A 13,132-nucleotide genomic window follows, 5' to 3' on the forward strand; every position below is an offset into this window, starting at 1 on the left:
TAATGTCTATTTAGGGTCTACTCTAATCAATCAAAAATTTAAGAGAGAAAAACACATCTTGACATTTTGATATATAACGATATTCATATACTGAAGTTTATTTCTCACTTAAAGTTTGAATTGGGTGATGAGAGTCTCTCTCTATGTCAGCTTCGACAAATCAATCTAGAGTGAGACAAAATTAAAAATCATTGTCTTTCATTTCATATTTAATAGAACTCTGCTGCCTACTACTCATGATAGAAAACATGATTAATACCAGTAACACCCCAAAGAAGTAAGTATATAAATAAATGCCTGGTTATCATTCAGAAGTAGACCGTAGAATAACATTGAAAGTGGCATAATTGCCTGAACTAATGATTGATTTAGAGAAAACACGCGCCCCTTGTATTCATCATCGACATGCGTCTGCAGGTAAATGGAGTAAGGAATATTATTCAGTGTTAAAGCGAACCCGAGTAACAAGTACACCAGCATAAGAAATATGAAAGACCCTGTCTCAGTATTATCAAATAATAGGAATATACCCAAGGCTAATACAATTAAAAATTGTATTAGGACGGATAGCTTAAAGGTCGACTTTATTTTTTTCTTAATAGGAAATATAGAAAAGTACAGAGAAGCTAAAAGCATAGAAACTGTAATACTCGCTTCAATTAGACCAAATTGAAAAGACTTCAGGTTCAGAGTTTGTATTGATAAAATTGGGACGCCTACGACTAGTGAATTCATAAAAAAGTTCACGAACAGTGCAGAGGCTATAAAAGTCAAAATGATACGTTTGCTCTTTATATATACAAATCCATCTTTGAACTTCTTGAAGAAATTCTCTTCTGTTTGCAACTCAATAAATTTTTTCAGAGGTAGTGTCTGTAACAGTATGAGTGCTATGACTTCAGTGAACAATGTTAATAAAGCAAGCGTTTCAATCGAGACGAAAGCCACTAGAAAGCCACCGATTACCGGTGCTAGAAAAGTTGTCGAAGAAACAATTGTTTGTCTCAGCGAAATCACTCTCTCTAGTTGTTCGGCAGCTATCGTTCTCAAGTTAGATTGAACAACCAAGCCTACGATACTATCTACTAATGTGAGGATTATGCCAGTGACGATGATCATATTCAAACCAATTTCAACGTACAGTAGAGAAAAAAAGAGTAGCACAATAATACTAGAAAGTTGTGAGAATAGAACCAGTTTCTTATTATTTAAAGAATCTGTGATAACTCCCATCATTGGTGCCGAAATGATTGTCACCAGCACAATTAAGAACAGGTATATACTGTATTTAAAAGTGGTATCCGTATGCTGAAGTATATAAAATGCACTAGCAAAAGAAAAAATTCTTGACCCAAAAGTGGATGCTATATCAAAGATGAGTAAAATTATCCATTTTTTCAACTTAATCAACCCTTCTGATAATTTTTCATTATACGTATTGTTTTATCTTAGTCAGACAAAACAATATTCCTAGATAGCCGTTTGCAAATGTATCATCCATTGGGCTGGAGTTCTCGTCAGGAAATACGATTTTTCCTTCATTTAAAAGGCTGAAAGAAAGTAGGTCTTCTACCAATGTTTTTGCCTTATGTAAATAAAAACTATTACTACCAAATTCATTTTCATTTATTAAAACTAAAATGATACCAGATAAACCATTAGACACACTACACTTGTGAGCTGTAATCAGACTTATATGGTTTAATAACCGATAATACTCTTCTCTATAATTTGTAAAAATATTTTTATATTTTTCAAACTTTCTTAGGTATTGTATAACTAAGAGGAAACCTGCTACACCATCAAAAAGATAATAGCTGTACCTTTGAGAATCTCCTATTTGATAACCTATTAAAAATTCGTCTTCATACTTCATTTCAGATAACATTTGGGATATTTTTTCTTCTATTTTTATCGTGCTTTCCTTATTAGTAATTGAATTTAATAGATGACCAAGAGCCCCGTTATAAACACTATAGTTATTATCAGATATAGCTTGGTAAAATTTTTCATCTTCTGATACTTCGCATACATGTACCTCTTGAAGTATATTCTCAAATGTACCTTTCAAGAACTGAGGTTGTTTAACTCTATTCTTTAGCAAACGTATACTATTTAGTATTTGAATTCTAAGAACGTTTTGATTAATTAGCGCTTCTTTCACTTCAGAAATATTCGTTTCTATATTTGGATCAATTAAAATGACTGCTAGTTTTTTAATGTAGTTAGGTAGTTCAATTTTTTGACACTGAAATTCAAAGTTTTTAACTACTAGCCTATAATCAATGTTTATCAAGAAGTTAGAATTTGAGAACATCTTCATTATTAAAAAACCAAAGGCCACGAGATCTTTCTGTTTAGATATTTTTCTACCTTTTTCTTTAATATGATAAAACCCATTTGTTCCTACATAGTTATTTTCAAAGTCATAGACTCGTCCAACTGATTCGAAATCTATTATGTAGACTTTATTATCAGTATCAACTAGAAAATTCTCAGTTGATATATCACCTAAAACATAATCTTCATCATGAAATTCTTTTATTATTTTTGCTATTTGGTCGAAGATAGATGTGACGTTTTTAAAGTACTTTTCTTTTTTTTCCTCCAAGAAATAAAAGCTAATATTCCTCGCTAAATAATTGGTCAAGCTCTCTCCATCAATCCTTTGAATGACTAGGAAAAAGTGTTCCCATTCTTGGAAGTGTTCTAACATTTGCGGAACGAAGTCGTTTCCTTGAAATTTCTCATAAATTCTACGTTCATTGTTAAAAACTGTTAAGCCAGTTAAGTTATTAACAGATCTTACGAACGGCCTATATTCTTTAATTATACATTCTTGGGAACCTTCAAGGGCCCCATAAACCCCGCCTTTTGAACTCATAGTTATTACATTTTCAATACTGTATTTACCATTCAGCAAATCTGAGTCTTCATCAATTTCTTCAAACTGATTAAAAGGAAATGGCCATTCAATCTCTTCTGGTAAGTAAAAATAAGGTAGCCTCGGATCATCTAATTTTTCTCCGCTAGGCAAAGTTAGTTGCATTCTCTCTATATCGCTCTCAGAATCTAATACCTTCATCCTCCCATATCTAAAATACAGTGATTTGCAGTTTTTGTATCTCAAATCATTGAGTATGTAAGGTGACTCAAAATCTTTTAGCACTACTTGTAATTCATCTAATAGCTCGATGCATTGTGAAACATCTCTAGGATATATAGTAATAAATTTACCAAAATTTGGACGAGGGCAATTTTTACTATTGAAATATTCTAAAATGGCACTATTTTTTAGAACTTTAAAAGTTACATTATGTTTTATAAGTACCTTAGAAACTAAATAAAAGATCTTAGATGAATTATAAACTGTTGAGGAAATATGTACCTTCCATCCTTGTAAGGGAACTGAATCATAATTATTGGATTTATAAAAGATAAAACTATCATCAAAAACTACATCATATTCACTCTTAGAGCTAATGTTTTTAAAAAGATCATGATATGTAATCAAGTAGTTGTTCACATTGAGTTCCCCTTTTTTAAAAATAAAAGTATATATCTGATGTTTATTCACCAGATATATACCGAATGTAAAAAACTGTTAAAAAATTATGGATTAGTCGGTGTAACAACGCATCCGTTAGTAATAATAATAGAATTATTTCTTTGACTGTAGTTATCACTGAGCTTTTGCAACTTTTGGACTCTATTCATATTTTTCACCTCCTTTATAACTTATAAACTAAGTTATAAGACAATTATAAATCATCTGAATATTTTTGTAAATATATATATTTTTGTAAAAATTTAAAAAAAATACTATTATTATACAAATATTTCATTTAGTTATTGAGGATAAAAGTAACTAAAAAATTTTGAACTAAAATTAATAAAAATACCTACAATTAAAGGATAGACATATAAAAAATATATTCAACACTAATATCTAAATTGTCATAATTTTTGCACATGTGAATAGTAGTATCATGATTTCCTATAAATTACCTTGTGGAACTTCTTGACACCTTAGCTTTTTACTAAATAATTTAAAAAATAATAAATTAGGAGCACACCAACTGTATAAAAATCGACCGTTTTTTGGAAGATTATACGGAACCGCAAAATAAGCATTTATTCATAAAAAATGAGTCTGAAAACCAGTATATTAATCAATGTACATATTGTACAAAAGCACATAAGTTTTTGAACGATACCATGCACTGCTAGACCCAATTTGAGAAGTGGGATTGCGAGAGAGTGCGTGTTTGATGTAATAAGCAGGCTGTAAATGAGCCAAATACACCACAAAATTGGGCTATGCACGGGTCAGCACCCACGATCAGAACTTGGAGATCCAAATCGATACATTGAAGTCGGTCGGGTTTGGCCGAGTATTCTCTGAAAAAGTGGGTGGCCGTAAAATTAAAAGAACTGAATTGGATAATTGTCTGGATTACTTGCGGACAGAAGACACCCTGGCCATCACGAAATTGGATTGATTGCTTCGGGCCACGAGGCAACCCGCTCACGGGGACGGTTTGGGGACACCCCGGATTACGCAAGAGAAAATGGCGCTGATTGTATCCCCTTATCAGAGTAAGCAGTACTCTATTAACGAGATTCTGAAACTGACAAGGGTCTTAAAAAGGACCATATATAATGTGATCAATGATTTCCAGTTAAGGGTTCAGATCGATTAATTCCTATTTATCGACCCAAATAGAACCTTGGTACTTAAAAACTATAATGTGATAAATTTTTAGGAAAAGAATTATGTTATTTCGTTTGCCAAAAAAAAGCTGGACAATTCCTTATCCTCTATGCAACTGAATAACATTTCCAGTGGTGTATGGTATTCCAATTACCTTATCGGCATGTGGTTTCTTCCTACAGTGACGGATGTGACAAATTCTTGGTCGACGGTATTGAAAGCCATATCTTTAAGCAGGTCCTCTTTTCTTAACAACCCATTGCAATGCGCATTCAATCCCCATTGAGACGGTGTCTCTGGATCGGCAAAGTGATAGGCAGATTATACTGTTTCAACAATAGTACATATTTATATATTAGCTTTAATTTTTAGGGGAGTAAAATCGGATTACCACAGCCGGTCTGCTTTACTGAATTCAGTCAACTCCTTCTCTTTATGCAACATATCGACAAATACTTTTAATGCTTTTGTTTGGAACGGGGAATTTGTCAAAATAAAAAAATTTCTGGCTAAAGGCAGCCCTTTTATATCGACGGTTTTTAAATCCCCATTACGCAGTTCTTTTTGTACAGCCCACTCAGATAATAAGCTAACCCCTGAACCTGCCTCAATCATCTCTTTAATGGCTTGAGTACTGCCGAAATTCATAATTTCCTTCGGTGATATATCAAGCTGATGAAACAATTTTTCTGCAGCCTCTCTTGTACCCGATCCTTTTTCACGTAAAATCCACGTCTCATTTTCCAAATCTTTGATTTGAATTTCTGTCTTTTGTTTTACAAGCGGATGATGGGAGGCAGCGACTAGAATCATGGTGTCTTTGGCGAACTCCTTTGTACTCAGATGCTCATCTTGATTGGAATGTCCTTCCACGATGCCGACATCCAGTTGATGACGAAGAACGGATTGGGCTATTTCTGCGGTGTTACCGATGACAACGGCGGGTTTGACTTCAGGATAGATATCTTTCATTTTTGCAATGATATGTGGAAGAACGTACTCTCCAAATGTATAGCTCGCACCGATTGATAAAGGGCCACTTGCTTTATTGACAAGATCATCCACCAACAGATTCATGCGAGAGTGCAGACCTGCAATTTCCTTTGCGTGATGATAAACAATTTCTCCTGCTTTATTAAGACGGACATATTTATTTGACCGTTCCAGTAATCGGACATTAAAATCCTCTTCCAATGCTCGGATATACTGGCTGACCGCGGGCTGTGTCATATGCAGCTCTTCGGCAGCTCTGGAGAAGTTCTTCTTCTCTGCGACAGTGATGAAAACTCGTAATTGTTGATCCATCTTATCATCCTCTCTTCTGTTCATTTTACTATAACAGATTACTTATCATTATTATCATAGATAGTTATTTTTATTATAACTATCCATGCTTTATTGTTAGTAAAGGAGGTGTTTTTAGATGGGATTGCCAAACAAGCAACGAAACTCTGGGGACAAGGAAAAGCAGTTTGCCAATCAAGCAGCTTGGTTTGGTGGGATTGGATTTACATTCTTCATTGCATTGATTGGATTTTTAGTGGCGTTGGTTCCAGGATTTGATAGAGTAGGGCAGCTTGCCTGTGCGATTATCATTGCTGTCATCTATCGTCAGATATTTGGATACCCTGAGGCAATTCGATCAGGGATAACATTTTCCTCCAAACGGTTACTCAGAGTGGCAATTATTTTATATGGGTTGAAGCTGAGTATTGATACAGTATTGAGTGATGGATTGGAACTTTTAGCAATTGATGCAGGTGTTATCATTTTTGCCATATTTGCAATGATTTGGCTTGCTAAAATATTTAAAGCGGATAAGAATATTTCTTTGTTACTTGGCGTTGGCACAGGCGTATGTGGTGCTGCCGCAATTGCGGCGGTTGCTCCAATCATAAAAGCAAAAGATGAGGATACTGCCATAGGGGTCGGTATCATTGCATTGATGGGGACCATCTTTGCAATAACTTATACGATATTGCGTCCAATCCTTCCGCTCGATGCGATACAGTATGGTGTCTGGTCGGGCACAAGCCTACATGAAGTTGCACATGTTGCTTTGGCAGGAGCACCTGCAGGAGAGGATGGACTGGCGATTGCATTACTTAGTAAATTAGGACGCGTCTTCTTACTTGTTCCGCTGTGCTTCATCTTGATTGCAATCTTTCAAAGGAAAAATAAGGGAAATGTTGAATCTGAAGCAAAGGTCGAATTTCCTTGGTTCCTTGTGGGTTTTATCCTTTTCAGCCTTTTGGGCAGTTATATTCTAGGTCCAATCATTCCATTTCCTGAGGCTGCAAGGCAAAGCGTCTCAGTTTTAACAGAATGGCTACTGACTGCTGCAATGGTCGGTCTTGGGTTAAATGTAAGTTTGAGAGATTTACGTAACCGTGCCTTAAGACCATTGGCTGCAATGACGGTCACTTCGATCATATTATCTGTAGTCGTCTACTTTATCGTTTAAAAAGAGTAGGGCTCTGTATAATGGACCCAGGATTTTAGACGCGAAAGAAGGAGATGTTAAGGTAGGTATATGAAACGTAAAAGATATACACCCGAATTCAAATCCCAAGTTGTGTTGGAAGTCTTGAAGGAAGAAAAAACAATGAACCAGATCGCTTCGGAACGTGGCGTCCATGTGAACCAGCTGCATAATTGGAAAAAGCAGTTCCTACAGGAGATGCCACAGATTTTTGACAGCCAATCCAAAGATCTGGACAGAATGAAAGCCGACTATGAAGAGAAGCTAGAAAGCCTCTATGCGGAAGTCGGAAAACTCACCACGCAATTGTCGTGGGTCAAAAAAAAATCTGGCATCTACCACGACTAGACAGGAACGCATGGAAATGGTGGACTGGGCAGCCACTGATTTTCCCATTTCGGAACAAGCCAGACTACTGAGTCTCAATCGATCCAGTCTCTACTACAAACCGGTGACGCCCTCACCGGAAGAGGTAGCCATCAAACACCGGATTGATGAGCTCTATACCCGATTTCCATTCTATGGATCACGCCGGATTACCGAAAAACTGAAACATGAAGGCATCGCCATCAACCGTAAGCGGGTCCAGCGGCATATGCGGGAAATGGGCATACAGGCCATCTATCCAGGGCCCAACCTGAGCAAGCGCAATCTGCAGCACCGTATCTATCCCTATCTGTTGAAAGGTCTGCCCATCACCCGTCCCAATCAGGTGTGGAGTATTGATATTACATATATCCGACTTCAGAATCACTGGGTGTATCTCACCGCCGTCATCGACTGGTATTCCCGCTATATCATCAGCTGGGAACTGGACCAAACACTGGAAATGGACTTTGTTCTGGATACTGTGCAACGGGCACTGGCAAGTGGGACGCCCGAAATATTCAACAGCGACCAGGGCAGTCATTTCACCAGTCCTAGATACATCGAGCTCTTGAAATCACAGCCGGGCATCCAGAATCAGTATGGACAGCAGAGGGCGTGCATTGGATAACATCATGATTGAGCGTTTCTGGCGGAGTCTCAAGTATGAAGAGGTATATTTGAAGGACTATGGGACGCCAAGGGAGGCACGGCAGCATATCCGTGACTATATGGCATTCTACAACCACGAGCGCCTGCATCAGTCATTGGACTATCAGACACCAGGCACCATTCATATTCATTAGATGCGCCCGCTCCTCCTTGAACAATTATCTTTCCGATGTCAGAACCTATCAAGGGCAGTACGCCTTGACAGAACCTGATCTCGGAAAAGCGGGGAAGGAACAGAACTGAGGCCCCACCTTATTTTCATAAAATCCGTGTCTTGACAATGGGGTCCACTTTACTGATTGCAGGTATATAATTCATATCAGGTGTGGCGATAACATCCTGAGAATTACGTTGAGATGGCGAAGGACTGCCTGTATGCATCTAAGTTAGCACTGTAGTTCTTTATATCACTGTCAAAGAAAATTATGCTCGAGGTACGGTGATCCTGTGATGGAAATAGCTATCTATGAACACCAGTTCATTAGTGGTGATATGAGTATTCCAGTGATTTCTTTTGTCCGAAAAACATTTTGCGTGTATCGTGTGTCGTCCTTTTTATGTGTCCAGTTTAGTTTTGCAACAAGCATAATTAGATTCAAGCAACTTACAAAATAAATAATCTTTATGTAATACACTGCTGTTTCTTATCAGGATATATGTTTATTCGAGTTTAATGATAATATTTTAAATATCTGAATTTTTCATGTAAAAAGGAGTATGGGGAAATGCAATTCAATTTCAATAAAATTACTACAAGAAAAGATACGAACAGCGTTCAATATGAAGGTACCGAACCTATATTCGGAACGCAATGCCTGGAACCTTTTTGGATTGCCGATATGGATATTGAAACACCTGAAGCAATTAGAGATGCTATGAAAAAACGTCTTGATAATGGAATTTTTGGCTATACAATATGGCAAAATAAGGAGTTTTATGAACCGATTAAACATTGGTGGCAAACGCGTTATAATATCTCTCTAGATGACTCTGATATTCATTATTCACCGACAGTCTTGTTTACTATAGGAGAAACGATGAGGCAGGTATCGAGCGAGGAAGATGGCATTATAATAACGACTCCCTCATATAATATATTTCCTAATCTAATTGAAAGCAATCACCGCAAGATTGTAGAGTCTCCTTTAATTTATGATAAGCGCTCAAAAGAATATTTTTTAGATGTCGATCATTTCACCTCATTATGCAGAAATGAGAATGTGACTATGTACATACATTGCAACCCCCACAATCCTACAGGAAAAGTATGGTCAAAAGATGAACTCGAAACCATTAAGAATATATGTGAAGCCAATAATGTTTACTTGGTCAGTGATGAAATCCATATGGATTTTGTAAGGCCGAAAGAAGATTTTGTATCGGTCATTGATCTATCGGAAGAAAGCGATAAAATATTGGCGGCCACCTGCCTCGGTAAATCTTTCAACTTGGCCAGCATTCCCCATTCTTATTTCATTACAAAAGATAAAAAATTGGCTCAGGTAATTACCGAAACAGCCAAAGAAGTATATCAGGTCAGTAATGTTTCCAGCCTGGCTCTCGCAGCAATTGAAGCAGCTTACACTGAGTGTAACGAGTGGATAGATCAGCTTAATGATCATATTCAAGGTAATTTTGAGTATATCAATGACTATATTAATGAGCATCTTTCTGATTGTTTATCATTTGATATTCCAAAAGCCACTTATCTCGGATGGATTAGCTTTGAAAAGTCCGGCTTTGATACTGACGTAGTCCATAAAGCTTTCATCGACATTGGAGGCATTGCAGTATCTCCGGGCAAGTTATTTTTAAATCATGAGAATAACCACTTTAGATTCAATGCTGCCTCCAACCGGATTCGCATAGAAGATGGGATGAGGCGTATTAAGGATACCTTTGATTATTTATATGATACTCAAAATTGTAAGTTGGGACCTATATTTAATTGGGTATTTTCTATAAATCGAAGTATCTTTTCATCTTTCGTTTGTCAAAATAAGCTAGACAGTTGCTTATCACCCATGTAACTCAAAAAGACTTCCAACGGCGCGCAGTAGTTCAGTGATTTTATTGGGATGTGGTTTCTTCTTGCAGAGACGGATGAGACAAAAGCCTGACTGACCCTATTAAATCCATATCTTTGGCCAGCCCCTCCATTCTGAGCAATCCATTGGAATGTTCATTCAGTCCCCGTTGAGACGGTGTCCCCGGATCGGCAAAGTAGATGGACAGGTCATTCCGATTGCTCATCGACTGCCAGTTGGAGAATTCCTTGCCACAGTCGAAAGTGATGGATTTGAACAGGTTCCCGGGCATCTTTTGACACCATGTATTGATGGCAACCTCGATATCCTGCGCCGTTCCGGCCTTCGGGTTTTAGTGTAACACCTGCCGTTGTAAACGACTGTCACGACTGCGTTGAATTCACTGTATCATAATCGTTATGAAATCACTGAATAGGCTGGTAATGTACATCGTATCGACATAAATGATATTGGGTTATGCTGTGGAGGATCACCGACAATGTTACGGGCTGAAGCTATCGGACAAGACACACCCAATTCGAAGTATTCACCAGATATGGAAAAGCATTATTATAATTACATCATTAGACTCCAAGCCTCCCTCAATTCAATACTGTAAAGTGGTCTAAGAACAGTAATATACGCTCCTCATTTTCTTTGAAAAACCTTTGAGGAAACGAAGAAAATATAAGGTCTGACATACTTTAGATGAACAGTACGTCAGACCTTATCAGTTTGGCATTTTTCCTTCAGGAACACCTTAAAGGGTACGAGGTCTTTCAGAGTACGCCGGAAAAAGGAACTGCCTGAACCACACACCGAAAGAGAATTCTTGACTTGTTGAAACAGAATAATTACAGGTATTCATAATCACTATGTTTATCACCTGAATGTAAAGTCAACCTGCGAGTTTTCCTGGGCTTCATAGCCTTTCATATAGTTAATACGACGCTGTGCTGATGCTTGATTGACTTGCTCATCTGCATGATAAGAAGAACGGACAAGTGGCCCAGACTTACAGTGACGGAAACCTTTTGATAGTGCAATATGCTTTAACTCCGCAAATTCATCAGGATGGTAATAACGCTCGACCCGCAAATGTTTTTTCGTCGGTTGTAAGTATTGACCAATTGTCATAATATTCACATCATTTTCCAGTAAATCATCCATGGCCTCAATGATTTCTTCTTTCTCTTCTCCCAAGCCCACCATAATACTTGATTTCGTTGGTACGTCAGGAGCAACCTCTTTCACACGCTGAAGCAGGGTTAGTGACCTATCATACATTGCTCTAGCTCGTACTTTTTTAGTCAATCTTCTCACAGTCTCAATGTTGTGGTTAAAAATATCTGGTTCACTGCTCATTAAAGTATGCAAGCTCTCGTAATCACCTTTCATATCAGAAGGTAAAATTTCGATGGTGCAACCAGGGTTTTTTCTGCGGATCGCCCGGACTGTCTCAGCAAAAACCGCCGCACCGCCATCTTTTAAATCATCTCGAGCGACGGCTGTAACAACCACGTGCTTCAACCCCATTATTTGTACAGAATCCGCGACACGTTCTGGTTCATTCCAATCTAATTCATTCGGCATTCCTGTTTTAACCGCACAGAATCGGCACCCACGTGTGCATGTATCACCAAGAATCATAAATGTAGCAGTTTTACGCTCGCTCCAACATTCATAAATATTTGGACATCTTGCTTCTTCACATACCGTATTTAATTTTTTATCTCGCATCAATTTCTTTAATCCTGAGTATGATCCATTAGTATTGATTTTAGTTTCTAGCCATTTAGGTTTACGCAGGTACTCTTCTTTTTTAGACATCGAAAGTACACTCCTTCAGTAGTTGATATAATGCAAGTAGTTGTTTTAATTCATAATTTGGGTCGCGTATTTGCTTTTTGCCAATTGATTGATTTCATCCCACTGTGCATCGGTCAATGTCATCGGTTTAAACTTGACATCCAAGCCAGTTTGAAAGCCATGATAAAAAGCGTCCACTAACATATCGTATGTGTAATTTTGATTTGTAATCGCATTAATAGCGATGGCCTTTTCATAAAAAGAAGTACGCTTTTTCTCTCTCATTCTTTCAGATGGAAAAAGGAAAAGATCAAACAACATTTTTTCATTAATATTCATTGGAATTGAGCCATGTTGTAGTAAGACATCATCTTTACGTACTTGAGCATTGCCTGAAAGTTTTTTATCATCAATAATTAGTTCATAGTAAGTAGCCTGTTCAAAACAAACCGATGATCTGCCTTTAATTATTTCTTCTCTCGATGGGTAAGCATAATCAGCTTGTATGCCCAAATTACGATACCCTTCTAAGATCCCTCTTGTTAAAATATGGTACGCTTCACGAACAGATGTGGGTATGAAGGGATGATCCTCCGTCACGACAATACTATAGGTTAGCTCATCATCATGAAGTACGGCGCTACCGCCCGTCAAACGCCGAACAAAATCGCAGTTATATCGCTCAAGTGCAGAAAAATCAATCCGTTTATCTACTCTTTGAAGTCTTCCTACGGATAGGCTTGGTGCTGACCAACCGTAAAATCTTAATGTAGGGGGATAACTCCTCTACTATGCCAATTTAATAAAGCCTCATCAATCGCCATATTGGTAGCCGCATTGTTGTGTCCTGTATTCAAAAATCCCCATTCTTCTGGCATCATAACCCTCCTCCTTATTAGATCCAACCTAATTTTTTAAAGTGATAGAAAAAATGCAGATATTTTCTTATTATTAAATTCCTTGAGTGAAAGTAAAGAAGTGAATCACAGTTTATTATAAAACAGTGATTTTTTTAATATTTATCAAATAATTTACTTTCAAAACTTAAAGTACCTGGAAAGT

Annotated in this window: 7 protein-coding genes and 3 pseudogenes; 4 read left to right on the forward strand and 6 right to left on the reverse strand. The window is 37.3% G+C overall.

The window, feature by feature from the left end; translation table 11 throughout:
• Window positions 1-252: 252 nt before the first annotated feature.
• Window positions 253-1,410 (reverse strand): MFS transporter, encoded by a 1,158-nt coding sequence (locus ACYF68_RS03065; protein WP_461045357.1) that lies wholly within the window; start codon window positions 1,408-1,410, stop codon window positions 253-255.
• Window positions 1,411-1,429: 19 nt separating this feature from the next.
• Complete coding sequence (locus ACYF68_RS03070) at window positions 1,430-3,526, reverse strand: class III lanthionine synthetase LanKC N-terminal domain-containing protein (RefSeq protein WP_461045358.1); 2,097 nt, start codon at window positions 3,524-3,526, stop codon at window positions 1,430-1,432.
• Window positions 3,527-4,313: 787 nt separating this feature from the next.
• Here ACYF68_RS03070 and ACYF68_RS03075 point away from each other — a divergent pair.
• Complete coding sequence (locus ACYF68_RS03075) at window positions 4,314-4,502, forward strand: recombinase family protein (RefSeq protein ID WP_461045359.1); 189 nt, start codon at window positions 4,314-4,316, stop codon at window positions 4,500-4,502.
• Between the two features lie 599 nt (window positions 4,503-5,101).
• Here ACYF68_RS03075 and ACYF68_RS03080 read toward each other — a convergent pair.
• The gene (locus tag ACYF68_RS03080) at window positions 5,102-6,019 is read right to left on the reverse strand and encodes a LysR substrate-binding domain-containing protein (RefSeq protein WP_461045360.1); all 918 of its coding nucleotides are present in this window, start codon (window positions 6,017-6,019) and stop codon (window positions 5,102-5,104) included.
• Between the two features lie 118 nt (window positions 6,020-6,137).
• On the opposite strand from ACYF68_RS03080, the gene ACYF68_RS03085 reads away from it, so the two are divergent.
• The 3 genes and pseudogenes from ACYF68_RS03085 to ACYF68_RS03095 all read left to right on the forward strand — a co-directional run bounded on the left by ACYF68_RS03085 (window position 6,138) and on the right by ACYF68_RS03095 (window position 10,264).
• Window positions 6,138-7,178 carry a YeiH family protein gene (locus ACYF68_RS03085; RefSeq protein ID WP_461045361.1) on the forward strand — a complete coding sequence of 347 codons (1,041 nt, stop codon included), beginning with the start codon at window positions 6,138-6,140 and terminating at the stop codon, window positions 7,176-7,178.
• 69 nt (window positions 7,179-7,247) lie between these two features.
• A pseudogene (locus tag ACYF68_RS03090) lies at window positions 7,248-8,368 on the forward strand (IS3 family transposase).
• 591 nt (window positions 8,369-8,959) lie between these two features.
• Window positions 8,960-10,264 (forward strand): MalY/PatB family protein, encoded by a 1,305-nt coding sequence (locus tag ACYF68_RS03095; protein ID WP_461045362.1) that lies wholly within the window; start codon window positions 8,960-8,962, stop codon window positions 10,262-10,264.
• Here the strand turns inward: ACYF68_RS03095 and ACYF68_RS03100 are convergent.
• From ACYF68_RS03100 to ACYF68_RS03110, 3 genes and pseudogenes are all read right to left on the reverse strand, one after another.
• Window positions 10,228-10,623: pseudogene (locus tag ACYF68_RS03100) on the reverse strand (IS30 family transposase); the annotation flags it as partial. The gene ACYF68_RS03095 and the pseudogene ACYF68_RS03100 overlap by 37 nt on opposite strands.
• A gap of 520 nt (window positions 10,624-11,143) precedes the next feature.
• Window positions 11,144-12,091: a lipoyl synthase gene (gene lipA, locus ACYF68_RS03105; protein WP_461045363.1), complete on the reverse strand. Its 948-nt coding sequence runs from the start codon at window positions 12,089-12,091 to the stop codon at window positions 11,144-11,146.
• A gap of 45 nt (window positions 12,092-12,136) precedes the next feature.
• Window positions 12,137-12,948: pseudogene (locus ACYF68_RS03110) on the reverse strand (lipoate--protein ligase family protein).
• Window positions 12,949-13,132 lie beyond the last annotated feature (184 nt).

The sequence above is a fragment of the Salinicoccus sp. CNSTN-B1 genome (assembly GCF_054792835.1).